General features: G+C 55.0%; 26 protein-coding genes and 2 tRNA genes. 16 read left to right on the top strand and 12 right to left on the bottom strand.

Features of this window, described 5'->3' with window-relative positions:
• Positions 1 to 43: 43 nt before the first annotated feature.
• From L350_RS15715 to L350_RS15755, 9 genes are all read left to right on the top strand, one after another.
• Positions 44 to 1066 carry a methionine ABC transporter ATP-binding protein gene (locus L350_RS15715; protein ID WP_032624370.1) on the top strand — a complete coding sequence of 341 codons (1023 nt, stop codon included), beginning with the start codon at positions 44 to 46 and terminating at the stop codon, positions 1064 to 1066.
• Positions 1059 to 1727: a methionine ABC transporter permease gene (locus tag L350_RS15720; RefSeq protein ID WP_017384621.1), complete on the top strand. Its 669-nt coding sequence runs from the start codon at positions 1059 to 1061 to the stop codon at positions 1725 to 1727. The genes L350_RS15715 and L350_RS15720 overlap by 8 nt, the downstream gene beginning before the upstream one ends.
• A gap of 23 nt (positions 1728 to 1750) precedes the next feature.
• Positions 1751 to 2563 carry a MetQ/NlpA family ABC transporter substrate-binding protein gene (locus L350_RS15725; RefSeq protein ID WP_003857677.1) on the top strand — a complete coding sequence of 271 codons (813 nt, stop codon included), beginning with the start codon at positions 1751 to 1753 and terminating at the stop codon, positions 2561 to 2563.
• Positions 2564 to 2671: 108 nt separating this feature from the next.
• Positions 2672 to 2881 (top strand): fumarate hydratase FumD, encoded by a 210-nt coding sequence (gene fumD / locus L350_RS15730; RefSeq protein ID WP_003857676.1) that lies wholly within the window; start codon positions 2672 to 2674, stop codon positions 2879 to 2881.
• Positions 2882 to 2998: 117 nt separating this feature from the next.
• Complete coding sequence (locus L350_RS24430; RefSeq protein ID WP_022647883.1) at positions 2999 to 3166, top strand: hypothetical protein; 168 nt, start codon at positions 2999 to 3001, stop codon at positions 3164 to 3166.
• 144 nt (positions 3167 to 3310) lie between these two features.
• Positions 3311 to 4717, top strand: a complete 1407-nt coding sequence (locus tag L350_RS15740; RefSeq protein WP_022647884.1) for a DUF1996 domain-containing protein — start codon at positions 3311 to 3313, stop codon at positions 4715 to 4717.
• 92 nt (positions 4718 to 4809) lie between these two features.
• Positions 4810 to 6120, top strand: a complete 1311-nt coding sequence (locus tag L350_RS15745) for a sensor histidine kinase (protein ID WP_022647885.1) — start codon at positions 4810 to 4812, stop codon at positions 6118 to 6120.
• A complete protein-coding gene (locus L350_RS15750) occupies positions 6113 to 6724 on the top strand; it encodes a response regulator transcription factor (protein WP_022647886.1) in 612 nt (203 codons plus the stop codon). The genes L350_RS15745 and L350_RS15750 overlap by 8 nt, the downstream gene beginning before the upstream one ends.
• A gap of 89 nt (positions 6725 to 6813) precedes the next feature.
• The gene (locus L350_RS15755; protein WP_022647887.1) at positions 6814 to 7293 is read left to right on the top strand and encodes a GlcG/HbpS family heme-binding protein; all 480 of its coding nucleotides are present in this window, start codon (positions 6814 to 6816) and stop codon (positions 7291 to 7293) included.
• 38 nt (positions 7294 to 7331) lie between these two features.
• Here L350_RS15755 and L350_RS24180 read toward each other — a convergent pair whose 3' ends face one another.
• On the bottom strand, positions 7332 to 7472 hold the full coding sequence (locus L350_RS24180) for a hypothetical protein (protein ID WP_003857665.1): 141 nt from the start codon (positions 7470 to 7472) through the stop codon (positions 7332 to 7334).
• A gap of 125 nt (positions 7473 to 7597) precedes the next feature.
• Between L350_RS24180 and L350_RS15765 the strand changes: the two genes are divergently transcribed.
• Together L350_RS15765 and L350_RS15770 are read left to right on the top strand one after the other, a co-directional pair.
• Positions 7598 to 8380, top strand: a complete 783-nt coding sequence (locus tag L350_RS15765; RefSeq protein WP_022647888.1) for an MBL fold metallo-hydrolase — start codon at positions 7598 to 7600, stop codon at positions 8378 to 8380.
• 72 nt (positions 8381 to 8452) lie between these two features.
• A complete protein-coding gene (locus tag L350_RS15770; protein ID WP_022647889.1) occupies positions 8453 to 9088 on the top strand; it encodes a carbonic anhydrase in 636 nt (211 codons plus the stop codon).
• Positions 9089 to 9116: 28 nt separating this feature from the next.
• On the opposite strand, the gene L350_RS15775 is transcribed toward L350_RS15770, so the two are convergent.
• The 4 genes from L350_RS15775 to mdtK all read right to left on the bottom strand — a co-directional run bounded on the left by L350_RS15775 (position 9117) and on the right by mdtK (position 12519).
• Complete coding sequence (locus tag L350_RS15775; RefSeq protein ID WP_022647890.1) at positions 9117 to 10712, bottom strand: FAD-NAD(P)-binding protein; 1596 nt, start codon at positions 10710 to 10712, stop codon at positions 9117 to 9119.
• A gap of 122 nt (positions 10713 to 10834) precedes the next feature.
• Positions 10835 to 10911, bottom strand: a tRNA-Val gene (locus L350_RS15780).
• Positions 10912 to 10915: 4 nt separating this feature from the next.
• Positions 10916 to 10992 (bottom strand) — tRNA-Val (locus L350_RS15785).
• Between the two features lie 153 nt (positions 10993 to 11145).
• A complete protein-coding gene (mdtK, locus tag L350_RS15790; protein ID WP_032622176.1) occupies positions 11146 to 12519 on the bottom strand; it encodes an MdtK family multidrug efflux MATE transporter in 1374 nt (457 codons plus the stop codon).
• Between the two features lie 225 nt (positions 12520 to 12744).
• On the opposite strand from mdtK, the gene L350_RS15795 reads away from it, so the two are divergent.
• The gene (locus L350_RS15795; RefSeq protein ID WP_022647892.1) at positions 12745 to 13386 is read left to right on the top strand and encodes a riboflavin synthase; all 642 of its coding nucleotides are present in this window, start codon (positions 12745 to 12747) and stop codon (positions 13384 to 13386) included.
• Positions 13387 to 13416: 30 nt separating this feature from the next.
• Here L350_RS15795 and cfa read toward each other — a convergent pair whose 3' ends face one another.
• Together cfa and punC are read right to left on the bottom strand one after the other, a co-directional pair.
• Positions 13417 to 14565 carry a cyclopropane fatty acyl phospholipid synthase gene (cfa, locus tag L350_RS15800; RefSeq protein ID WP_022647893.1) on the bottom strand — a complete coding sequence of 383 codons (1149 nt, stop codon included), beginning with the start codon at positions 14563 to 14565 and terminating at the stop codon, positions 13417 to 13419.
• 298 nt (positions 14566 to 14863) lie between these two features.
• Positions 14864 to 16063, bottom strand: a complete 1200-nt coding sequence (gene punC, locus L350_RS15805; protein WP_032624369.1) for a purine nucleoside transporter PunC — start codon at positions 16061 to 16063, stop codon at positions 14864 to 14866.
• A 113-nt stretch (positions 16064 to 16176) separates the two neighbouring features.
• Here punC and punR point away from each other — a divergent pair, with 113 nt between their 5' ends.
• Entirely contained in the window at positions 16177 to 17088 is a 912-nt protein-coding gene (punR, locus tag L350_RS15810; protein WP_022647895.1) for a DNA-binding transcriptional activator PunR, read from the top strand.
• Positions 17089 to 17105: 17 nt separating this feature from the next.
• Here the strand turns inward: punR and purR are convergent, their stop codons facing one another.
• A complete protein-coding gene (purR, locus tag L350_RS15815; RefSeq protein WP_006809011.1) occupies positions 17106 to 18131 on the bottom strand; it encodes an HTH-type transcriptional repressor PurR in 1026 nt (341 codons plus the stop codon).
• A 297-nt stretch (positions 18132 to 18428) separates the two neighbouring features.
• Here purR and L350_RS24175 point away from each other — a divergent pair, with 297 nt between their 5' ends.
• Together L350_RS24175 and L350_RS15825 are read left to right on the top strand one after the other, a co-directional pair.
• A complete protein-coding gene (locus tag L350_RS24175; protein ID WP_003857632.1) occupies positions 18429 to 18518 on the top strand; it encodes a cytochrome bd-I oxidase subunit CydH in 90 nt (29 codons plus the stop codon).
• 160 nt (positions 18519 to 18678) lie between these two features.
• On the top strand, positions 18679 to 19845 hold the full coding sequence (locus tag L350_RS15825) for an MFS transporter (RefSeq protein ID WP_023299945.1): 1167 nt from the start codon (positions 18679 to 18681) through the stop codon (positions 19843 to 19845).
• A gap of 37 nt (positions 19846 to 19882) precedes the next feature.
• On the opposite strand, the gene sodB is transcribed toward L350_RS15825, so the two are convergent.
• Entirely contained in the window at positions 19883 to 20464 is a 582-nt protein-coding gene (gene sodB / locus L350_RS15830; RefSeq protein ID WP_032624368.1) for a superoxide dismutase [Fe], read from the bottom strand.
• Positions 20465 to 20586: 122 nt separating this feature from the next.
• A complete protein-coding gene (locus L350_RS15835) occupies positions 20587 to 21345 on the bottom strand; it encodes a C40 family peptidase (protein WP_023299947.1) in 759 nt (252 codons plus the stop codon).
• A 338-nt stretch (positions 21346 to 21683) separates the two neighbouring features.
• On the opposite strand from L350_RS15835, the gene grxD reads away from it, so the two are divergent.
• The gene (gene grxD / locus L350_RS15840) at positions 21684 to 22031 is read left to right on the top strand and encodes a monothiol glutaredoxin 4 (RefSeq protein ID WP_003832760.1); all 348 of its coding nucleotides are present in this window, start codon (positions 21684 to 21686) and stop codon (positions 22029 to 22031) included.
• 78 nt (positions 22032 to 22109) lie between these two features.
• On the opposite strand, the gene rnt is transcribed toward grxD, so the two are convergent.
• On the bottom strand, positions 22110 to 22769 hold the full coding sequence (gene rnt / locus L350_RS15845; RefSeq protein ID WP_003857625.1) for a ribonuclease T: 660 nt from the start codon (positions 22767 to 22769) through the stop codon (positions 22110 to 22112).
• A 96-nt stretch (positions 22770 to 22865) separates the two neighbouring features.
• A complete protein-coding gene (gloA, locus tag L350_RS15850) occupies positions 22866 to 23273 on the bottom strand; it encodes a lactoylglutathione lyase (protein WP_022647898.1) in 408 nt (135 codons plus the stop codon).
• Positions 23274 to 23297: the final 24 nt, after the last annotated feature.

Below are 23297 nucleotides of genomic sequence, written 5' to 3'. Positions count from 1 at the left end.
CATACTGCTAAACCGCTATATGCGTAACGGATAACGAATAAGAATGATCGTACTCAGTAATATTTCGAAGGTTTTTGACAACGGGAAGCTGGCGCTGACAGCCGTTGATAACGTCAACTTGACGATAGAGCAGGGACAGATTTACGGGATCATTGGTTACAGCGGGGCCGGGAAAAGTACGCTTATCCGTCTGCTGAACGGTCTGGAAAAGCCCAGCGCCGGCAGCGTCACTATTAACGGTCAGGATATCTCCGCCGCGAAGGGAGAAGCGCTGCGTCAGGCACGCCTGAAAATCAGCATGGTGTTCCAGCACTTTAATCTGCTCTGGTCGCGCACGGTGAAGGAAAACATCGCCTTTTCAATGCAAATTGCCGGTGTGCCAAAAGCGCAAATCCAGGCTCGCGTTGCCGAGCTGGTGGAGCTGGTCGGCCTGAAGGGGCGCGAGAATGCCTACCCGTCGCAGCTGAGCGGCGGGCAAAAACAGCGTGTGGGCATTGCCCGCGCGCTGGCCAATCATCCGGACGTACTGCTGTGTGACGAAGCCACCTCGGCGCTGGATCCGCAGACCACCGATCAGATCCTCGATCTGCTCCTGGACATTAACCGTCGTTTTAACCTGACCATCGTACTCATTACGCATGAGATGCATGTGGTGCGCAAAATCTGCGACCGCGTGGCGGTAATGGAGAACGGCAAGGTGGTGGAAGAGGGGGAGGTGCTGAGCGTGTTTACGCATCCTCAGCAGCCGATCACCCGGCAGTTTGTCCGCCAGGTGAGCCAGTACACGGAGGAAGAGACCTTCAATACCGAACTGGCAAATGAGCTGGAGGGCGCGGTCATCAAGCTCACCTTCACCGGGCACAGCACGCACAGGCCGATCGTCGGTGAACTGACCCTGCGCTACGGCCTGCCGTTTAACATCCTGCACGGCAAAATGACGCAAACCGCCCACGGTGTTTTCGGGCAGCTCTGGGTGCACGTGGTGGCATCGGATGAACAACTGAACAATATCCTCGCCGACCTGAAGCAAAGCGATATTGAAGGCGAGGTAATCAAGCATGGCTGAAGAACTCTTTCCGCACCTGAAGTGGGATCAGCTTTGGGCTGCAACCCAGGAGACGCTCTACATGACCGCGCTTTCCGGCGTGGCGACGTTTGTTCTGGGGATCGCGCTCGGTCTGGCGCTGTTTTTAACCGCCCGCGGCGGGTTATTTCACAACCGCACGGTCTACAGCGTGATGTCGATTGTGGTGAACGTGTTCCGCTCGATTCCGTTCATCATTCTCATTGTTCTGCTGATCCCGTTCACCAAGACCGTTGTGGGGACCATTCTCGGCGCTAACGCTGCGCTGCCCGCTCTGATTGTGGGCGCCGCGCCGTTTTACGCCCGTCTGGTCGAGATTGCCCTGCGGGAAGTGGATAAAGGGGTAATTGAAGCCACGCGTTCGATGGGCGCGCGGCTGAGCACGTTAGTTTTTCGGGTTTTACTGCCGGAATCTTCACCCGCACTGGTTTCAGGTATGACGGTGACGCTGATTGCGCTGGTGAGCTACAGCGCAATGGCGGGGGTGATAGGTGCCGGCGGTTTGGGAAATCTGGCTTATCTGGAAGGATTCCAGCGCAACCATGGTGACGTCACGCTGGTGGCAACGGTGACCATTCTGATCATTGTGTTCATTATCCAGTTCTGCGGCGATGCCATTACTTCACTGTTAGATAAACGCTAATAAATACACACAGGAACCACATCATGAAAAAGACACTGACACTGATCGCCGCAGCCACCCTGAGCGCCCTGAGCTTTGCCTCCTGGGCGGACACGCTCACCGTGGGGGCGTCCAACACCCCGCACGCGGAAATTCTGGAGCAGGCTAAGCCGATTCTGGCGAAGCAGGGTATTGATCTGGAGATTAAACCGTTCCAGGACTACATTCTGCCAAACACGGCGCTGGCAGGGCATGACATTGATGCCAACTATTTCCAGCACATCCCTTACCTGAACAGCGTGCTTAAAGATCATGCGGGCGATAAGGATTATGATTTTGTCAGTGCAGGCGCAATCCACATTGAGCCGATCGGTATCTATTCAAAAAAATACAAATCGCTGAAGGATCTGCCGGAAGGCGGCAAAATCATCATGCGTGATGCAGTTTCCGAGGAAGGGCGTATTCTCTCCATCTTCGAAAAAGAGGGCGTGATCAAGCTGAAGCCAGGCATCGATAAAGTGACCGCGCGCATCAGTGATATTGTGGAGAACCCGAAAAAGCTGCAATTCACCCCTAACGTCGAGGCATCTCTGCTGCCGCAGATGTACAACAACGACGAAGGTGCTGCGGTGGTGATCAACGCCAACTACGCAATTGATGCCGGTCTGGATCCGGTCCACGATCCAATTGCGGTTGAAAGCGGTGAGAATAACCCGTACGCCAACATCATTACCGTTCATCGCGGTGATGAGAAGAAGAAGGATATCGTCGCGCTGGTGAACGTGCTGCACTCCAAAGAGATTCAGGACTGGATCCGCACCAAATACAAAGGCGCGGTCATCCCGGTAAACAACTAATCGCCTGATTTTCCAGACGAAGCCCGGCGAACAACACGCCGGGCTTCTTTTTTGTATCCAGCCGACGAATGATTTAAGCTGACGGTTTAGGGCAACGGAGTGATGGCAATGGGCAATGTGACCAAAGACGAAGCGCTGTACCAGGAGATGTGTCGGGTGGTAGGCAAGGTCGTTCTGGAGATGCGTGACTTAGGGCAGGAGCCCAAGCATATCGTGATTGCCGGGGTACTACGTACCGCGCTGGCGAACCAGCGCGTTAAGCGCAGTGAGTTGACCACCAAAGCGATGGAAACGGTGGTTAAAGCGCTGGCCGGTTAGGACGAAGCGTCTCGCGAGTTTTTCAGATCCCGCATATCAACAGTCATTATTGTTATTTCCTCTTCATGATGAAGGCGTGTTTAACTGAGTCCAGGTTAAGCGAGAAGGGTAATGACGATGAAAAAATGGATAAGCACGTTACGGCGGTTTTTTGCGCCCCGACCAGCGAATGCGGAGAACAGCGCGCAACGTGTTCTTGAGTCAATACTGCCTGTCGCCAGCCTCTATGGCGTGGACGTAGCCAACATCGACCCGGAGTGGTTCTATGTTAAAACGTCACGCTGAACTTCGCCGGACGCGCGAAATGTACTGGAATGAGCTGTGCGTGATGCGTGTAAAGTGAGAATGAAGGGAAAAATGCCCTGGCTAATCCTCGGTAAACGATAGCCGTTTTGTTACCACTATCTCCTTTCTCAGATGGAGATGATAATGAAACGGACAGTATTAACCCCCGCGCTTTCTGCCACCGTGCTATTGCTTGCCATGCAGGCGGCACACGCTGGTCCACAGGCGCATGTTGTATGCAGTTATTCCCATACCCTCGGTGATGATGCCATTATGATGTACGGCATGCCCAACGAGGCCATGCTGCACGATTTTTTTGGTAACGTGCAAACGGATGCTTACTCCAGCCGTGAATCGCTGCGTACCCAGGAAAAGACCACCTGCGATAACAAAGCAGACAGCTCGGCCTACTGGGCTCCGTCGCTAAAATTACCGGACGGAACGGTGGTCAAACCCGCCTATCAAAAAACCTATTATCAGGCATCGAACGTTGACGCCTGGCCGCTGCACCCGTTCCCGGCGGGGCTGTCGCTGCTGGCGGGCGATCATCACGGCACCGCGCCAAATCCACATATCACCTTTTTATGCGCCAACGGCAAGGGCTACACCACCAGAACGGGTGAAGTCTGCGGCTTACGCAAGGCGAAGGATGCCGTGCAGTTTAATATCGGCATTCAGTTCCCGAACTGCTGGGACGGGGTCAACCTGAAGCCCGCCCACGGCCTGGCTAACGCCACCTACGATACGAAAGGACAGTGTCCGTCCGCCTTCCCGGTGAAGATCCCGACGGTGAACATGAATATTGCGTACGTGCTTCCGACAATTAGCTCTCTGGATACCAGTAAAGTCCAGCTTTCCCTCGACCCCACCATGCATGGCAGTGAACGTGAAGAGCGATGGGGGAGCCTGTATACGGCGCATGCTGACTTCATGAACGGCTGGACGGAAGATGCCGCGCGCTTTATGACCGACCTGTGCATGAACCACGGAATGGATTGCGGCACCACCGTGCCGTATGGTTATTCAAAAGCGAAGGCCAACGTCTGGCTCAGCAGCATGGAACCCGCACTTTCACAACCCGATCCCCAGGTCTTACTGGTGCAGGATAACTGGAAGAACGGTGGACGCACGAAAAACAGCGAAACATTGTCGCTGGTGAAGTTCAACATCCCTCCGCTGCCTGCCGGACAGGATCCTGCCCAGTTTAAATACCGCGTGAGAATTTATGGCGGGAAAGTGGAAACCAACGGCGCGGATCAAATCTTCTTCTATCCGGCGAGTAACGACTGGGATCCGGCCACCGTGAGCTGGCATTCACGGCCGTCCTGCAACTATCGCTCGGATGCGGTGCTTTACCTGAACCACTCCCGCGAATACCGGATGGTGGACGTGGATAAAGCGGTGCGCAAGGCGCTGGCAGAAGGGAAAACCGAAATTTCGTGGTATATCGGCGGCGATCGTCAGGGAAACCACTATCAGTTTGAGACGGGGTCATCTCAACAAAGCCTGATCCTGATGCTGACCGGGTTTAGCAAAACGCCGGAGATCTGATAACGCCCGCGTTTTTTTGTTCTCAACAGCGTTAACTGGTAATGTCGACAGCCTGAATGACTGCGCCCGTTAACGCTATGAGCTTAAATAAGATGATAAAGCGCAGCATCGCTGCATGGGTGGCGGTCTGCCTGATAAGCGGTATGCTGCTTTATGCGGAACAGATACGTCGCCAGTACTGGGAGCGCGATCGCGAGTTTACGGCACGCTATTCGGCGATCGGCGCGGTGCTGACGCAAAACGAATCGGTGCTTCCGCTTCTGAGCGGCGATGAAGATATTACCGCGTTACGCAAAAAGTTTCCTTCTGTCCTGGCCCTGGAAAAAACCGCGGGGCGTGCGCTGGACGCCCCGCGTGTGGAGCCGTTTCGCGGGGTGCAGTACTGGTTATATAATCCCTGGCGGCAGATACGCGTGCTGGTCGACCTAAGCGCGCTGATTCCCGCGCGCCATAGCTTTGCGCAGCTGCATCTTAACGTCACGAACGGCGATGGTCCGCCATCCTCCGGCGCTTTCTGGCGCTGGCAGCGCGCTTTCCCGCAGCATACCCAGCCCTTCGTTCTTACAGCCGAGGCAGAGCCTGACTGGTTCAGCGTTTCCCTGCTGCCTTACCTGCTGCTCTTTCTGACGTGGGGGGGAGCGATTGCGGGCGTGGGAAGCGTGCTCTGGCAGCGCAAACAGCGGCAGCAGGCCGAGCAGCGCGCCCGCTATTATCAGCATGCCAGGCTTAACACGCTGGGGGAGATCACCGCGGGCATTGTCCATGAAATTAACCAGCCGCTTACCGCCGTGCAAACCTGGATCCAGGGGGCGCAGCGACAGCTCGAGGCTAATCCGCAGGCCGTGCCGCAGGCGCTTGCGGCCGCGCTGCTGCAAACGCAACGCATCAGCGCCCTGCTGACGCGCTTTCGCGAGCATGTGGTACAGGAGAAGGTGACTCTGCGCGAAACCGATCTGGTGCAGTGCTGGCAGCAGGTTGAGAGCCTGCTGGAGCACGAGCGCAAATCGAACCGTATCGCGGTCATCCACGCGTTTGCAGCGGACGCCACGACCGTGCTGGCAGACAGGCTCTGGCTGGAGCAGATACTGCACAACCTGCTCAGCAATGCGATTCAGGCTCAGCAGGAGAGCACGCACGGCTGGGTGCGAATCGACAGCCAGAAAAACGAGAAGGGCATTCTGGTCACGCTTACTGACGGCGGGCCGGGATTTAGCCCGGAGGCCCTGCAAAACGCTTTTATGCCCTTCTTTAGCGGACGCCCCGGCGGAACGGGGCTGGGGATGACGTTAACCGAAACGCTAATAACCCGCATGACCGGCTCGATTGCCCTGGGCAACGCCCCGCAGGGTGGGGCGCAGATCCGGTTGCAGCTCGCAGAAGGTAAGGAGACAAAGCATGGATAAGGTGGTCTGGCTCATTGATGACGATGAGTCCATCAGGGAATCATTGACGTTTTTACTCTCCGGAATGGGCTGGCAGGTTAAGGCATTCGAGAGCGTCGATGCCTTTACGCTGGCGCACGGCGGCGAAACGGCGCTTGTCGGCTGTCTGCTTCTGGATATGCGCATGCCGGGCAAGAGCGGGCTTGCCTGGCTGGAAGAGGGTGAATGGCCCTGGCCGCTGCTGCCAGTCGTTATCATGACCGGGCACGGAACGGTCGACGCCTGCCGTCGCGCGTTTCGCAACGGCGTGTTTGAGTTCTTCACCAAACCCCTGGATGCCGACAGGCTTATCGAAACGGTTGGCATGGCTTTCGAAGAGAGCCTGCGGCGATCTGCCGCCTGGCAGGATATCTCGCGGATTAAAGCGCGATTCGAACAGCTAACCGCGCGGGAGCACGAGGTGTTGACCGTGCTGATGGAAGGATGCAGCAATAAAGAGGCGGCTGCGCGTCTTAACCTCTCCCCGAGGACCGTGGAAGCGCACCGCGCGGCGGCGTTTGCCAAGCTTGGCGTCAGCAGCCTGGTTCAGGCGAGCCGGGATTATGACAAATTGCAATCCGTATAACTACCAGGTGGAGTGCGTAATCAACCGAATTACGTGTAAACGCGCGCTTCAGTAATCTCGGGTTGTCTCCCAACACTCGAGGAAGTGCAATGAAAAAAGTATTGATGGTGGCGGCACTGGTTGCAGGTAGCGTAAGCCTGGCTGCACGGGCGGATGCGCTGAATCAGAAAAGCCTCTCTCTGGCACAGGCTAACGCGCTGGCAACGTCTGCTGTTAAGGCCTGTATGGCAAAGAACTATCAGGTTACGGTGACCGTGGTTGACCGCGCAGGGGTTGTTAAGGCGGTGCAGCGCACGGATAACGCTGGTCCACATACGGTAAAAGCCAGCGAAATGAAGGCATATACCGCGCTGAGTACGAAAAACGCGTCAGGCAAGGTAATGGAAGCTGCACAGACTAACGCGGGCGCGCAGAATATGCGTGATGTTCCCGGCTTCCTGCTGCTGGCGGGTGGTTTACCGGTAAAAGAGGGCGATGAGGTGATTGGGGCGATTGGCATCGGCGGTGCGCCGGGCGGTCATCTTGATGAAGCCTGTGCCCAGGCGGCCATTAACGGGGCCGGACAGTAATTCATAAAAAAAGCACCGGCATGGCCGGTGCTCTGTATTCAGATCTTGCAGGCATCGCCGCAGTCGTCATCGGCGACAATCGCCTGGGCTTTTTTATCCGCATCGTCGAGACGTTCCGCGTTGCGCTCTTCTGCTTCATCCAGCCCGTTAAAGACTAAGTTATCGAGATCAATTTCCATGTGCCACCTGCGTTATTCAGTTTTTGATACTGGCACAGTATAAGTCAAAAAAAGCGGGCCAGGCACCCCTCAGCACATATGGATAATCCCTGCCATACTCAGTGCTTTATTGCTGAGGAAAGCCGATGATTACACTCTGTAAAACCTGCGGTACCGCTTACGATGAACAGCCCAAAAACTGCCCGATTTGCGACGATGAGCGCCAGTATGTCCCGGTCACGGGCCAGGCATGGACGGACTTCGACAGCCTTACGACCACGCACACCAACAAATGGCAACAGCTGGAGCCGCAGCTGTTCAGCATCAAAACCGTTCCCGCTTTTGCCATCAACCAGCGGGCGCTTCTGCTGAGTACGCCGCAGGGCAATGTTCTGTGGGACTGCATCGCCAACCTCGATCCGGCGACCAGAGCGTTAGTTGACGCGCTCGGGGGCATCAGCGCGATCGCGATTTCGCACCCACATTACTACACCACCATGCAGGAGTGGGCCGCCGCGTTTAACGCGCCGATCTACCTGCACGCCAGCGATCGGCAGTGGGTGATGCGTGACAGTCCGGCGATACGCTTCTGGGAGGAGGACGCCCTGGAGATTTTGCCGTCGGTGACGCTGCTGCGTCTGGGCGGGCATTTTGCAGGCGGCACGGTGCTGCACTGGCAGTCAGGCGACGGCGTGCTGCTGGCCGGTGATATTTTGCAGGTTACGCCTGGTAAGGACGCCGTGTCGTTTATGTGGAGTTATCCGAATATGCTGCCGCTGCCTGCCCGCACCGTTGAATCGGTGATCGGTCGACTGACCGGGAAAACGTACCAGCGACTGTACGGGGCCTTTGAAGGGCAAAACATCCCGGCGAACGCAGATGAGATTGTGCAGCGGTCGGGCCAGAAATATATTGCTTGTCTCCGCTAAGGCACGGTGGTTAAATTTTACGAGTGTGATCGCGATCATACCTAAACTAAAACAGATAAAAGAGAAATGGCTATGCAACATATCATTGAAGGTTTTCTCAGCTTTCAAAAAGAGATTTTCCCGCAACGTAAAGAGCTTTTTCGTAGTTTAGCGTCTAGTCAGAATCCCAAAGCGCTGTTTATCTCCTGCTCCGACAGCCGTCTGGTTCCGGAACTGGTCACGCAGCAGGAGCCAGGACAGCTCTTTGTCATTCGAAACGCGGGCAACATTGTGCCACCGTTCGGGCCGGAGCCTGGCGGTGTCTCTGCAACCATCGAATACGCGGTAGTGGCCCTCGGCGTGACCGATATTGTTATTTGCGGCCACTCCAACTGCGGCGCGATGAAGGCGATTGCTGACAACGCCGATCTGGAGCCGATGCCAGCCGTTTCCCACTGGCTGCGCTATTCTGATGCGGCAAAAGCGGTGGTTGAGAAGAAAACCTGGGATCAGCCAATCGATAAAGTGAATGCGATGGTGCAGGAGAACGTCTTTGCTCAGCTGAGCAACATCAAGACCCATCCGTCGGTGGCGGTAGGCCTGCGCAACAACGCCATTCGCCTGCACGGCTGGGTGTATGATATTGAAAGCGGCAAAATCCTTGCCCTGGACAAGAACACTAAATCGTTCGTGTCGTTGTCGGAAAACCCGGAAGTCTTCTTCGAGTAATCCGACACCGCAGGGCAGGGAAGCCCTGTTAAAACTCCGTGTAAGGTAACTTCCGTCGCACGCCAGATGCAGGATTCCCCGCCGCTTTCGCCATCGCTTTACCAATTTCAGCGCACTCAGACAAACCCTGAACAAACGGATGATCGTGCATCAGCCAGGGGATCGCCCCAAAAGCGATACGTCCGCGCAGAGACGCAGGTGACAGCAACGTGTAGTCTTCCCCCACGTCCGGTATTTCATCCCCCGTTTCCTCAAGCTGTTTGCGCAGCGTCGGGAAGGGAATATCCTTATTTCTGAGCGGTTTCTGCCCGCGGGCATCGATAAAGACGTCGAAGCGATAACGCTTTTCTTTCGTGGTGATGACGGTCTGATCGCTGCCGATATCCAGGGCGTAATCATCACCGAGTGCGACTACGCTAATGATCCCTGCCTCGCGCAGTGCCAGTAACCGGCGGATAGACTGCGGTGGAATGGCGGCATAGTTATCAATAAACACACGCTCCAGCCCGGATTTAAACCGTTCTCTGTCACGTTCATTGAGTGAAGGGACAATGGCCTGAACTACTTCATGCAGACGAAGCACGGTATAGCGCCAGGCAACGGTGCGTTTCTCGCACTTATTGCGCTCCACTTCTTTCAGATTCGCTTCGGCCCAGGTGAAAGGACCATGCTTTTTACGATCCTCAAACCAGACATCACGAAGCGTGTCAGCATTCAGCGTGCCGATCGCTATCGCCTGGCACCAGCGCGGATCGGCCAGCTCAAGCTCTTTCACCATCAGCGCAAAGATGCGGTCAAGCAGCCCGTCAGGGCCTTTGGCAATTTCGCTTTCTGCCACAGACTCCGTTAACACCGACAGCGGTTCATAAGGGATAGGGCAGTAAAAGTCGGCCTCCGGAAGAACGCCCGAGCGGGACATCAGCGTGATGTTTAGCCCCTCACTACCTTTATTGACAACGAACTGCTCCCCGCTAAACCGACCATGCTGCATTACTACCGCCATAGCAGCGTCCAGTCCGCTGAGGGAGGTACCCATAATCCCCACCTCACAGGCTCGGATATCCGCGTCCATCAGCCCCGACCATGGGCTTGGGAAATAGTCGCGGGTGGATTCATCTTCATCAGGCCAGACGTGACCGGTGGCGACCACTGCAAGATCAAACCGCCTTGAGAAAGGGGCATCGTTCACTGACAGGGCCACGCCGTCTGCATCAGCCTTAATATCAGTGACTTCTGCGTTGGGATGAACCTCGATATGAAACCCAGCCTTTTTCGCCTCGGCAACGACGGCGAGAAAGCGGTCGTGGAAATATTCACCCAGCAGAATACGCGGCAGAAACTGCCGTTCATTCAGTCTGTCTTTGTCGACGTTATAGCGGGCAAGATGGGCTTCACTCTGCTGTTTGAGCCAGTCGAGGTAGGTGATAAAAATGGGCGGGATTTCGATACTGGCGATATTCGCCAGCATTAGCCGGGAGTTATCCTCGTCGCTGTAGGGCATCCCTACGCCGGGTTGGTCTGCTTTTTCGAACACGGTGATCGACAGCGGTGCTGCGTTGTTAAGAAGTGAGTAAAAGGTGTAAATCCCTGTTGGGCCTGAGCCGATAATGGCGATTTTTTTCATCGAAAGCGTTCCTGCGTTTCTGAACCATAGAATAAGCGTAGCAGGAGAAAGGTTAAGTCATTCAATGAAGGGAAAAATTAAGACGTTCAGAAGAGGATTTTTGCACCATTTCAGGACTGAAATGGTGCGTCCGAGTGGACTCGAACCACCGACCCCCACCATGTCAAGGTGGTGCTCTAACCAACTGAGCTACGGACGCAGAATGGTGCGTTCAATTGGACTCGAACCAACGACCCCCACCATGTCAAGGTGGTGCTCTAACCAACTGAGCTATGAACGCATTGTGTTGTCGGTGACAACGGGGACGAATATTAGCGGCACAGCACCAAGGTGGCAAGAGGGAAAATGCATTTTTCTCTCTGATTTCACGCGATTGCTTCATTACCGCGCAAAGTGAAGAGAAAGTAGCCGCCAGCCGGCGGCTACTGTGTCATTAACGCGCAGCGCGTTGCAAAATGACCGCAGACGACTGACGTTGCAGGAAGCGCATGCGCAGCATCATCATAATGGCTGCAGACGTTAAGCCGATGATAAAGCCCATCCAGAATCCGGCTGGCCCCATGCGATCCACCACCAGATCCGTGAGCGCCAGAATATACCCACTCGGCAGGCCCAGAACCCAGTAAGCGATAAAGGTGATAAAGAAGATGGAACGCGTATCTTTATACCCACGCAGCACGCCGCTGCCAATTACCTGGATGGAGTCAGAGATCTGGTAAATGGCCGCAAGCAGCATCAAATGCGAGGCCAGGGTCACTACTTCCGGGTTGTCGTTATAGAGCAGGGCAATTTGCTCACGCAACAGCACGGTAAAGAGCGCGGTACAGACTGCCATGCAGACGCCGACGCCCAGCCCGGTGCGGGCTGCCGTTTGCGCATCCAGCGTCGAGCCTTGCCCCAGACGGAAGCCCACGCGAATCGTCACCGCAGCAGCCAGGGACATCGGCAGGACGAACATCAAAGAGCTGAAGTTCAGGGCGATCTGGTGGCCTGCCACGTCAATAATCCCTAACGGCGAGACCAGCAGGGCGACAACGGCAAACAGCGTCACTTCAAAGAACAGCGCCAGCGCAATGGGCAGACCAAGTTGGGTAAGGCGGCTCATCATCGACCAGTCAGGCGTGCTAAAGGCGGTGTCGTTACGAATGTCGCGCATGGATCGCGCATGTTTAACGTAGGTGAGCATACAGCCGAACATCACCCAGTACACCGCAGCCGTCGCCACGCCACAACCCACGCCGCCGAGTTCCGGCATGCCAAAATGACCGTAGATGAAGATGTAGTTCACGGGAATGTTCACCAGCAAGCCGATAAAGCCCATCACCATGCCCGGCTTGGTTTTTGCCAGCCCTTCACACTGGTTACGAGCCACCTGGAAGAAGAGATAACCGGGCGCGCCCCAGAGCAGGGCGCGCAGATAACCGACTGCTTTATCTGCCAGCGCCGGGTCGATATTATGCATGGCGCGAATAATATACCCGGCGTTCCACAGGACGATCATAATCAGGACGGAGACACCCCCGGCCAGCCAGAAGCCCTGGCGCACCTGATGGGCTACGCGGTCGCGTCGACCGGAGCCGTTAAGCTGCGCGATAACGGGCGTCAGCGCCAGCAGCAGGCCGTGACCAAACAGAATGGCCGGGAGCCAGATTGAGGTTCCGATCGCCACGGCGGCCATATCGGTGGCGCTGTAACCACCGGCCATTACCGTATCCACAAATCCCATTGCGGTTTGGGCTACCTGCGCGACGATCACCGGTATGGCCAGTGCCAATAACTGACGCGCTTCGATCATATACTTCTGCACGTGAACACCTTTGTATTGTAGTTATTTGAGAGACTAAAAAGGCCGCCGTTACTGGCAGCAAGAAGAAAAAACAGAGGGATGCCAGCTATTGTAGCGGGGTTTAACTAATTATCTAGTGAAAAAATCGCCAGAAATTGCGCATCACTGGCAACCTGTTTTTTCAACTGTTATTGTGGTGGGATTATACGGTGTCATCGCCGTTCGGAATGAACAGGAGCTGTAAGCATGTTTACTGGTATTGTGCAGGGCACTGCCAAAGTGGTGTCCATTGATGAAAAACCGAATTTCCGCACTCACGTAGTTGAGCTGCCTGAATATATGCTCGACGGCATTGAAACCGGGGCGTCGATAGCGCATAACGGCTGCTGCCTGACGGTGACCGAAATTAACGGTAACCAGATAAGCTTTGATTTAATGAAAGAGACGCTGCGCATCACTAACCTGGGTGAGCTGGTGGTGGGGGATACCGTCAACGTTGAACGTGCGGCGAAATTCAGCGATGAGATTGGCGGGCATCTGATGTCGGGCCATATTATGACCACCGCAGAAGTGGCGAAAATCGTGACCTCGGAAAATAACCGTCAAATCTGGTTTAAGGTGCAGGATCCGTCATTAATGAAATACATCCTTTATAAAGGATTTATTGGCATCGATGGGATTAGTCTGACCGTCGGTGAAGTGACGCCAACGCGTTTTTGCGTGCATTTAATTCCTGAAACGCTGCAACGTACTACGCTTGGCGCAAAAAAACTGGGGCAGCGCGTAAATATCGAAATTGATCCGCAGACCCAGGCGGTCGTGGATACCGTTGAGCGCGTGCTGGCGGCGAAAGAGGCGGCGATAATAAAGGCCGTGGAAGAAGAATAAAAAATAACCCCGGTTACCCGGGGTTATTTTTCAGCGGGCCACGCGCAGGCCGTGCTCAATCCCACGACTAAACACCACCTGCCACAGCTGTATATCCCGCGCGCGGAACGCACCCGCGCAGGCATTAAGATAATAGCTGAACATCCGTTTGAATCGTTCCGAATAGTTGTCGGCGATTTCAGGCCATGCAGCCTGGAAACGTTCATGCCAGGCCATCAGCGTGGTGTCGTAATCTGCGCCGAAGTTATGCCAGTCTTCCACAATAAAATGCGGTTCGCTGGCGTTCGCAATCTGGCGAACAGAGGGTAAACAACCATTCGGGAAGATATATTTGTTGATCCAGGGATCCACATTGTTATCGGTGCGTTTAGAGCCGATGGTGTGTAGCAGGAAAATTCCGTCAGGCTTCAGGTTATGGTCGGCGACGTCGAAATAAGTCTTGTAGTTCTTTGGCCCCACGTGCTCGAACATACCCACGGAAACAATCCGATCGAACTGCTCATTCAGGTCGCGGTAATCCTGAAGCCGAATATCGACATCCAGACCCAGACAGCGTTCCTGTGCCATCTTCTGCTGTTCAGCTGAAATCGTGACGCCGACTACGCTGACACCGTAATGTTTCGCCATAAACCAGGCAAGGCCGCCCCAACCACAGCCGATGTCCAGCACGCGCATGCCGGGCTGCAACTGCAACTTATCGCAAATCAGCTGTAGCTTATCCTGCTGCGCCTCTTCCAGGGTTGTCGCTTTTTTCCAGTATCCGCAGGAGTACTGCATTAACGGGTCAAGCATACGGCTGAACAGGTCGTTGCCCAGGTCATAATGCTCTTTACCGACGATCCACGCGCGCTTTTTACTTTGCAGATTGAACAGGCGGGCGGAGGCGATACGTAACGTATCTTTGAAATGACGAGGGAGCTGATTTTCAAGACCGGCGCGTAAAACGCTGGAGAAGAACATATCCAGCCGCTCACACTCCCACCAGCCGTCCATATAGCTTTCACCCAGCCCTAACGATCCCTCCTGTAACACGCGTTTGAAAAAATCGGGATGTTTAATCTGGGGATCGGAGGGGGATGAGCCATTAATCGTAATGCCCGCACGTCCCAACAGTTCACTGACGATCCGGGACCAGTTATCGTCCGGAACGCTGACTTCTTCTATACACGATGAACTCATAGCTTCTCCATCACCTTGCTGTGATCAGAACCTTAAAACAGCGTAGACGCTTTTTTGGTTTGTGAGAAATCTCACGGTAAATGCCCGCGAGGCTAATATCCGACGTAGAACAGAGGAAGGGAGATAACCCTTGCCGAAATGCCTTCCATGGTAAAACGGGAGCGCTCCGGCTCCCGTTAACACTTAATATTTATCGTATTTAATCGAACCAAATTCAGTATAGGCCGCAAAATTTGGTGATTCAACAGAAAATTGTTAGCAACCTAATCACTGGTTTTTAACATAGTTTCCCGCGTAATCAGGCGTGCGACGTTTCTGCCTGCGCGTTTTCACTCTGCTCGCGATGGGCGGAGGACTGCATGCGATAACCCAATCCTGCCAGCACAACGGTGACCAGCATCACGCTGGTGGTGGTGAGCAGCGGGGTTGCAATCAACGCAGAGACCACGAGACTTGCCAGGAAGCACAGGCCAAGTTGCAGGGTATTTTGCAGCGAGGCAGCGCGGCCTGTCGCCTGCGGGAATGGACGCAGCGCCTGGGCTACAACGATAGGGTAAATGGCCCCGTTAGCGATCGCCATGACGCAGAACGGAATCAAAATTTCTGCAAGCCCGGCGCCGGGAATAAAGCCGACAGCCCAGGTCGCAATCACGCTTAGCGCATACAGCACCAGCAGCCAGGGCAGCATCTGCTGGCCTTCCCATTTTTGCAGCGCGGCGCGACAGCCATAGCCACCCACCAGGAAGGCGATGGTCTGTGGTACATAGCTCAGGCCGATAGCCGCCGGGCTGTAGCCCATGTCATGCAGAATGAACGGTGAACCGGTAAGCCAGGCAAAGAAGCTGGCAGAGCAGGCGGCATAAATCAGCACGTTACCGCGATAGGCTTTCGCCCGCAGTAAAGAGGTAAAGGTGATGGGCTTCGCGTCCGGATGCGTCTCTTTTTTATGCGCAGGTTTAAGCCCGAACGCGGGCAGCATCAGGACCAGCGTGATCGCAAAGAGCGTGGCGAAAATGGCCTGCCAGTCGAAATGCGCCAGGATCCAGCTGCCCAGCAGCGGAGCGAGCGCCGGAGACAGGCCGACCAGCGGCATGATGGTGGCGAAGATGCGGTTAGTGCGTGAGGCGGGGTAGTAATCGGTCACCAGCGCCTGCCAGGTGACCGCTGCGGCACAGACGCCGACCGCCTGAATAAAGCGCAACACCAATAACCAGGCGGCATCGCGGACCCACATCATGCCCAGACAGCCTACGGCAAAAATCGCCAGTCCCAGCAACAGGACGGGCTTACGGCCAAAACGATCAGAGAGCGGCCCCCAGAGCAGTTGCGCAAAAGCAAAGCCGGCGAGGAACAAACTCAAACTGGCGCTGATGGCGGCGGCAGGGGTTTGCAAATCTTCCTGCATCGCGGCGAATGCGGGCAGATACATATCGGTCGCCAAAAAGCCCAGCACGCTTAAGCCGCCGAGCCAGACTAAAAATCCTTTCCTGGGTTGCACTGTTTTTTCTCCTGAGGAGGCAGGTGTACGTTGGCGCAGAGTGTAGGGAGTGCAAAGCGGCTTGTGAAACGCTAATATTTGGTGGGTGCATTCAAAAAATTTGCAGGCTAAAGATGTGGTCAGATTATTCCCTTGAAGTGGTTGATGCCGTGGCGCGTAACGGCAGCTTTACTGGTGCCGCCCAGGAGTTGCACCGCGTTCCCTCGGCTATCAGCTATACGGTGCGCCAGCTGGAAGCGTGGCTGGCAGTCCCGCTGTTCGAGCGGCGTCATCGCGACGTGGAGCTCACGCCTGCCGGCGCGTGGTTTTTGAAGGAAGGCCGGTCTGTTATCAAAAAAATGCAGATCACCCGTGAGCAGTGCCAGCAGATCGCCAACGGCTGGCGCGGACATCTCGCTATCGCGGTGGATAACATCGTTAAGCCGGAACGGACCCGGCAAATGATCGTCGATTTCTATCGTCATTTTTCCGACGTCGAACTGCGTGTGTCGCAGGAAGTGTTCAACGGCGTATGGGATGCGCTGGCGGACGGCAGGGCGGAGATGGCGATTGGTGCAACCCAGGCGATCCCGGTTGGCGGGCGCTACGCGTTTCGCGACATGGGCATGCTGAGCTGGACCTGCGTGGTCGCGCGCGATCACCCGCTGGCGGCGCTGGACGGGCCGCTGAGTGATGACACCTTACGCAACTGGCCCTCGCTGGTGCTGGAAGATACCTCCCGCTCGCTGCCCAAGCGCATTACCTGGCTGCTGGATAATCAGCGCCGCGTGGTTGCGCCGGACTGGGAGTCGTCAGCCACCTGTCTGAGCGCGGGGCTGTGCGTTGGCATGGTGCCGGTGCATTTTGCGCGCCCGCGCATCGACGCGGGAGAGTGGGTGGCTCTGACGCTGGAAAACCCTTTCCCGGATGCTGCATGCTGTCTGACGTGGCAGCAAAACGACGTCTCGCCCGCCATGGCCTGGCTGCTGGATTATCTGGGAGACAGCGAAACGCTGAACCGGGAGTGGTTGCGGGGACCAGCGTAGCTGGCCCCGTAAAGAGATTAACGTCGGTAGTCGCGGAACGGACCGTCGGCAACGGAACGGCGTTCAATCAGGCGCGGGTGGACTTCAATGGACTGGGACTGTTCTCGCTTGTTGACGATCCTGTCCATCAGCATATTGAAGGCCGTTTCACCCAGCGAATCTTTCGGCTGGTGAATGGTGGTCAGCGCCGGGGTAAAGAAACGGGCGTTGCGAACGTTATCATAGCCGATCACCGAGATGTCCTGCGGAACGCGCAGGCCGAGTTCATCCGCCGCGCAGAGCGCGCCCATTGCCATGATATCGCCGCCGCAGAATACAGCGGTAGGGCGATGCGGCTGGGAGACGATCTGCTGCATAGCGCGATAGCCCGACTCCGGCTCGAAATCGCCCTGGACAATCCAGTTTTCCGGCACGGTAATCAGCGCCTCTTCCATCGCTTTCATGAAACCGGCCAGACGGCCAGCACCGGTGTTACGCTCCAGCGGGCCCGGGATCACGCCAATTTCACGATGCCCGCGTTCTACCAGATAACGCCCGGCCATGTAGCCGCCTTCAAAGGCGTTATCAATAACAGAGTCGGTGAAGTCTGCGCGCGCCTCGCCCCAGTCCATCACTACCATCGGAATGTGGCGATACTCTTCCAGCATGGAAAGCACCGACTCAGGGTATTCAGAACACATGACCAGCAGGCCGTCGACGCGTTTTTGCGCCATCATCGACAGGTAAGCGCGCTGTTTTTCAATGTTGTTCCACGCGTTGCCCAGAATCAGGGTATAGCCTTTCTGAAAGCAGTTTTTTTCAACGGCTTCGATGATTTCAGCAAAGTAAGCCGCTTCACTGCTGGTGGCCAGCAGGCCAATCGATTTGGTGTGATTAACCTTCAGGCTACGGGCGACCGCACTTGGCGAGTAGTGCAGTTCTTTGATTGCTGCCCAAACGGCATTACGCGTCTCTTCTGCGACGAAACGCGTTTTGTTAATAACATGTGATACGGTTGTAGTGGAAACGTTTGCGCGTTTTGCTACGTCTTTAATTGTTGCCATTAAATGTCACTCCAGACCATATCCTAAGCTCCTGAAAAAAATGAAGGTAAACGTTTGCCTTCTCTCACCCTTATTACGCAAACATGAGTTGCGACACGCCGGGAAAACGACACAGGACGTCAGGAGGGGGTCAGTGGCCGGTACGCTAATAAATTTAGCGTGGAATTTTGTCCTATCTTGATGAAAAGGGGAAGAGGTAAAGTGGATATCCGTTTAAATCCTGGAAGATTTTTGACCTGAACTGTGTAAAAATGAGCAAGCTCACTTTTCGTAAGGTGAATAAAAGGAGAAAAATTGATGAGTACCGATCTGAAGTTTTCGCTGTTTACCACCATTGTTGTTCTTGCCCTGATTGTTGCGGGTGGTTTAACCGCTGCGCTGCACTGATTTAGGTGGAGGGAGAGTCTTCTCCCTCCCTTGCCGCTATTGTTACCTCTCCGGCAAAAATCTTTTGCCAAAATGTTAACTTCTCATTTTTTGTGATTGATGTCATGCTTTTGCCTTCTTAGTCTGTGCCGGGTAACGGCACGGTATCCGGAGTCTTTTCATGAAAATCAATTTTCCCCTGCTGGCCCTGGCGATTGGCGCCTTTGGGATTGGCACCACTGAATTCTCCCCGATGGGGTTATTGCCTGTTATCGCCCGGGGTGTGGACGTCTCTATCCCTGCGGCCGGTATGTTGATTAGCGCCTATGCGATCGGCGTGATGGTGGGCGCACCGCTGATGACGCTGCTGCTTTCGCACCGCGCGCGACGCAATGCGCTGATTTTCCTGATGGCAATTTTTACTCTCGGAAATGTGCTTTCCGCGATTTCGCCGGATTACACCACGCTGATGCTTTCCCGTATTCTGACTAGCCTGAACCACGGCGCTTTCTTCGGGCTGGGCTCGGTTGTTGCCGCAAGCGTAGTGCCAAAACATAAGCAGGCCAGCGCGGTAGCCACTATGTTTATGGGCCTCACTATCGCTAATATCGGCGGCGTTCCCGCTGCCACCTGGCTCGGAGAAGCCATCGGCTGGCGTATGTCTTTCCTCGCAACCGCCGGACTGGGCGTGGTCGCGATGGTCGCGCTGTTCTTCTCGCTGCCGAAAGGAAGTGCGGGAGAACGTCCGGAAGTACGTAAAGAGCTGGCGGTGCTGATGCGTCCTCAGGTGTTGTCCGCGCTGCTCACCACGGTGCTGGGGGCAGGGGCGATGTTTACGCTCTACACCTATATCTCCCCGGTGCTGCACGACATTACCCACGCAACGCCACTCTTTGTTACCGCGATGCTGGTGCTGATTGGTGTCGGGTTCTCGATTGGCAACTATCTCGGCGGGAAATTTGCCGACCGCTCCGTCAGCGGGACGCTGAAAGGTTTTTTAACGCTGCTGATTGTCATCATGGTGGCGATCCCGTGGCTGGCACGTAACGAAGTGGGCGCCGCGGTTGCCATGGTGGTGTGGGGCGCCGCAACCTTTGCCGTGGTGCCGCCGTTGCAGATGCGTGTAATGCGCGTTGCGCACGAAGCACCGGGGCTCTCTTCGTCAGTGAATATCGGTGCATTTAACCTCGGCAATGCGCTGGGAGCCGCAGCGGGTGGGGCGGTGATCTCCAGTGGTTTGGGTTACAGCTTTGTGCCGGTGATGGGGGCGATCATTGCCGCACTCGGCTTGCTGCTGGTGTTGATGTCCGGGCGTAAACAGCCAGAAGCGGTGTGTACGGCGGAATAAATAAAAACGCAGAAGGGTTGCCCCTTCTGCGTGTCCCTTATGCGGCGAAGTTCTTCGCAACAAATTCCCAGTTAACCAGTGCCCAGAAATGTTCCAGGTAGTTCGGGCGCGCATTACGGTAATCAATGTAATAGGCGTGTTCCCATACGTCCACGGTCATCAGCGGCGTTACGCTGGTGGTCAGAGGGGTACCCGCATTAGAAGTGGAAACGATAGCCAGTTTGCCATCAGCCTCTTTTACCAGCCAGGTCCAGCCGGAGCCAAAGTTTTTAACGGCGGCGTCAGTAAATTTCGCTTTGAAATCCGCGAAACTGCCGAACGCGGCGTTAATCGCTGCGGCCAGCTCACCGGTAGGTTCTCCGCCTGCATTTGGAGCCAGGCAGTGCCAGTAGAAGGTGTGGTTCCACACCTGAGCGGCGTTGTTGAATACGCCACCGTCTGAACTGCGCACAATCTCTTCCAGCGTTTTGCCTTCAAAATCGGTGCCCTTGATCAGGTTATTCAGGTTGGTGACATAGGTCTGGTGATGCTTGCCGTAATGGTACTCCAGGGTTTCCGCAGAAATGTGCGGAGCCAGGGCGTCTTTTGCATACGGTAGTGCAGGTAATTCGAACGACATTGCTACTCTCCTTATAGTTTTATACGTTGCCAATAACCCTACAGACAACAAGGACAGAATAGCAAATTGAAAGGGTATGCAAAAGAGGAACTTACCCCGCCACGGAGGCGGCAGGGCAGGGTCTAGCGAATGGTTTTTGGCGTCATCACTCGGCGCGCACCCACATAGTGGCGCACCCAATAATCTTCGCTGAGGGAGGTGATCTGAATGTCCTGACCGCTGCGCGGTGACTGGATAAATTTACCGTTACCCACATACACCCCAACGTGATCGGCCGTGCCGCGTCCCTGGGTGCGGAAGAACACCAGGTCGCCATTTTGCAGTTCGCCACGGTTTACAGGCGCGGCGTCGCGCAGATGGTACATCTCATTGGCGGTGCGTGGAATGCGAAACTTCACCAGATCTTTATAGGCATAATAAACCAGCCCACTACAGTCAAAACCGGTGCGCGGAGAGGTGCCACCCCAGCGATATGGTTTACCTATTTGCCCCATCAGTTTATTCATCGCCGTTTTTTGCGCTTTCTGCATACGCGCTTTATGCACGTCAGCCAGCTTCGTCACTTTTGCGCATTTCGTTTTATGGCCTTTGCGCACGGTGCATTTATCATTCACCAGGCTGGCGGTCGTGCGAGTGGTTTTGTGCGTGCCGGAACGGAGAGTTTTGGTTTTACTGGAGGCGGTCTTTTTGGTGTGAGCGGTGGTTTTCTTCTTTACTGTTTTGCTGGTGGTTTTTTTCTTACGTTCTGTGGTTTTTGCCAGATGCGTTTTTTGTACAGCAGAATGCCGCGCCTGTTCGGAGGCGTTCGCCGCTGGCGTAAATGAGAGTGTGGTAAACAGTAAAGCACAGAGCGTCATCGAGATTTTAGTTATCCGCGCCACTGGGCAGTCCCCTGATAAGTGCGAGCCAAAATACATACCCGCATGAGATTTACAAAACCAGTCGATTCTAATCCATAAAATCGGAATAAGTTAATAGCATTTTTCATTCAAAAAATGTGTTTCGTTAGCAAGTGCAAAAAAATTCACCATTCTGTCGCACTCTTGTTCGCTCCTTAAGCAAAACCGCACGGCGCGCAGCCTTAAACGTCATTATCAATGCAACTTTACGCGATAGCGGATAAAATAATGAGACGTGACAAAAATGTTATTTTCCGATGTCGGCCTGACCCGCTACAATGTCAGACTGATGCCGTAACAGAAGTTAAAGGAAGCAAGACATGAGCACCACTATTGAAAAAATTCAGCGCCAGATCGCTGAAAACCCGATTCTCCTGTACATGAAAGGTTCTCCGAAGCTGCCAAGCTGCGGCTTCTCCGCGCAAGCGGTTCAGGCGCTGTCCGCCTGTGGTGAGCGTTTTGCTTACGTTGATATCCTGCAAAACCCGGACATCCGCGCTGAGCTGCCAAAATACGCAAACTGGCCGACCTTCCCACAGCTGTGGGTTGACGGTGAACTGGTTGGCGGCTGTGATATTCTGATTGAAATGTATCAGCGCGGCGAACTGCAACAGCTGATCAAAGAGACTGCGGCGAAGTATAAAACCGAAGAGCCGGACGCAGAATAAGTTTTCTGCGGATATAAAAAAGCGACCACATTATGTTGGTCGCTTTTTTTTGTCCTGTGGAGCTGTTGATTACCCAGTCTACGATTGAAGATCGGCCTCGTCGCCCATCGGCAGCGGCCAGCCACCCAGACGTTTCCAGCGGTTGACGATCTCACAGAACAGCTCCGCCGTACGCTCGGTATCGTATAACGCGGAATGCGCCTGAGTGCCGTCAAACGCAATACCCGCCGTGATGCAGGCTTTAGAGAGCACGGTTTGCCCCAGCGCCAGGCCGCTCAGCGCGGCGGTGTCGAAGGTCACAAACGGATGGAATGGATTACGTTTTAGCGAGGCGCGCTCGGCGGCAGCCATGGTGAAGCTGTGATCGAACGTAGCGTTGTGGGCCACCATGATGGCGCGGCTACAGTCATTCTCTTTCATGCCCTTGCGCACCATTTTGAAAATGGCGTGCAGCGCCTCATATTCGCTTACCGCCCCGCGCAGCGGGTTTGTCGGATCGATACCGTTAAAGGCCAGCGCCTCTGGCTGTAAGTTTGCCCCTTCAAAGGGTTCAACGTGGAAATGCAGCGTGGTGTCCGGTACAAGCCAGCCCTGTTCATCCATCTTCAGCGTGATGGCGGCAATCTCAAGCAGCGCATCGGTTTTAGCGTTAAATCCGGCTGTTTCTACATCAATGACAACGGGATAAAAACCACGAAAACGGTCGCACAGACCGGTAAATTGAGCGTTATCGGACATCAGGGTCTCTTACAAGGGGGAAAAAGCAGTGCGCATTATGGCAAATTTTGAGAGGGGATGCAGCAAAACAACGGGCGCATAGTGCGCCCTGCGGGATCAATTGCCCAGACCGCGACCAGCGTCTTTAGCTTCGATCAGTTCGATTTTATACCCGTCCGGATCTTCAACAAACGCAATCACGGTGGTGCCGCCTTTAACCGGACCGGCTTCACGGGTGACGTTACCGCCATTGCTGCGGATACGTTCGCAGGCTTCAGCCGCATTATCCACTTCCAGCGCGATGTGGCCGTAAGCCGTACCCAGCTCGTAGCTGTCCACGCCCCAGTTGTAGGTCAGCTCGATGACCGCTTCTTCAGATTCCGGGCCGTAACCGACAAACGCCAGAGAGTATTTATATTCCGGATTTTCGCTGGTGCGCAGCAGCTTCATGCCCAGAACGTTAGTGTAGAAATCGATGGAACGTTGCAGGTCGCCAACGCGCAGCATGGTGTGAAGTAGGCGCATAATTTCCTCATTAACCAGTGGAAT

Origin of the sequence: Enterobacter sp. MGH 4 (genome assembly GCF_000534735.1) — a bacterium.
In the GTDB taxonomy this organism is placed as follows: domain Bacteria; phylum Pseudomonadota; class Gammaproteobacteria; order Enterobacterales; family Enterobacteriaceae; genus Enterobacter; species Enterobacter intestinihominis.
This window is presented reverse-complemented; position numbering and strand designations above follow the sequence as displayed.

What these genes read in the sequence shown, in the direction of transcription:
- gloA (WP_022647898.1), bottom strand. Translation starts at nt 23,273, where the DNA reads ATGCGCCTACTTCACACCATGCTGCGCGTTGGCGACCTGCAACGTTCC.
- L350_RS15825 (WP_023299945.1), top strand. Translation starts at nt 18,679, where the DNA reads ATGAAAATCAATTTTCCCCTGCTGGCCCTGGCGATTGGCGCCTTTGGG.
- L350_RS15720 (WP_017384621.1), top strand. Translation starts at nt 1,059, where the DNA reads ATGGCTGAAGAACTCTTTCCGCACCTGAAGTGGGATCAGCTTTGGGCT.
- L350_RS15745 (WP_022647885.1), top strand. Translation starts at nt 4,810, where the DNA reads ATGATAAAGCGCAGCATCGCTGCATGGGTGGCGGTCTGCCTGATAAGC.
- L350_RS15755 (WP_022647887.1), top strand. Translation starts at nt 6,814, where the DNA reads ATGAAAAAAGTATTGATGGTGGCGGCACTGGTTGCAGGTAGCGTAAGC.
- L350_RS24430 (WP_022647883.1), top strand. Translation starts at nt 2,999, where the DNA reads ATGAAAAAATGGATAAGCACGTTACGGCGGTTTTTTGCGCCCCGACCA.
- cfa (WP_022647893.1), bottom strand. Translation starts at nt 14,565, where the DNA reads ATGAGTTCATCGTGTATAGAAGAAGTCAGCGTTCCGGACGATAACTGG.
- purR (WP_006809011.1), bottom strand. Translation starts at nt 18,131, where the DNA reads ATGGCAACAATTAAAGACGTAGCAAAACGCGCAAACGTTTCCACTACA.
- L350_RS24180 (WP_003857665.1), bottom strand. Translation starts at nt 7,472, where the DNA reads ATGGAAATTGATCTCGATAACTTAGTCTTTAACGGGCTGGATGAAGCA.
- L350_RS15770 (WP_022647889.1), top strand. Translation starts at nt 8,453, where the DNA reads ATGCAACATATCATTGAAGGTTTTCTCAGCTTTCAAAAAGAGATTTTC.
- L350_RS24175 (WP_003857632.1), top strand. Translation starts at nt 18,429, where the DNA reads ATGAGTACCGATCTGAAGTTTTCGCTGTTTACCACCATTGTTGTTCTT.
- fumD (WP_003857676.1), top strand. Translation starts at nt 2,672, where the DNA reads ATGGGCAATGTGACCAAAGACGAAGCGCTGTACCAGGAGATGTGTCGG.
- L350_RS15765 (WP_022647888.1), top strand. Translation starts at nt 7,598, where the DNA reads ATGATTACACTCTGTAAAACCTGCGGTACCGCTTACGATGAACAGCCC.
- L350_RS15750 (WP_022647886.1), top strand. Translation starts at nt 6,113, where the DNA reads ATGGATAAGGTGGTCTGGCTCATTGATGACGATGAGTCCATCAGGGAA.
- grxD (WP_003832760.1), top strand. Translation starts at nt 21,684, where the DNA reads ATGAGCACCACTATTGAAAAAATTCAGCGCCAGATCGCTGAAAACCCG.
- L350_RS15725 (WP_003857677.1), top strand. Translation starts at nt 1,751, where the DNA reads ATGAAAAAGACACTGACACTGATCGCCGCAGCCACCCTGAGCGCCCTG.
- L350_RS15715 (WP_032624370.1), top strand. Translation starts at nt 44, where the DNA reads ATGATCGTACTCAGTAATATTTCGAAGGTTTTTGACAACGGGAAGCTG.
- sodB (WP_032624368.1), bottom strand. Translation starts at nt 20,464, where the DNA reads ATGTCGTTCGAATTACCTGCACTACCGTATGCAAAAGACGCCCTGGCT.
- rnt (WP_003857625.1), bottom strand. Translation starts at nt 22,769, where the DNA reads ATGTCCGATAACGCTCAATTTACCGGTCTGTGCGACCGTTTTCGTGGT.
- L350_RS15740 (WP_022647884.1), top strand. Translation starts at nt 3,311, where the DNA reads ATGAAACGGACAGTATTAACCCCCGCGCTTTCTGCCACCGTGCTATTG.
- L350_RS15795 (WP_022647892.1), top strand. Translation starts at nt 12,745, where the DNA reads ATGTTTACTGGTATTGTGCAGGGCACTGCCAAAGTGGTGTCCATTGAT.
- punR (WP_022647895.1), top strand. Translation starts at nt 16,177, where the DNA reads ATGTGGTCAGATTATTCCCTTGAAGTGGTTGATGCCGTGGCGCGTAAC.
- L350_RS15775 (WP_022647890.1), bottom strand. Translation starts at nt 10,712, where the DNA reads ATGAAAAAAATCGCCATTATCGGCTCAGGCCCAACAGGGATTTACACC.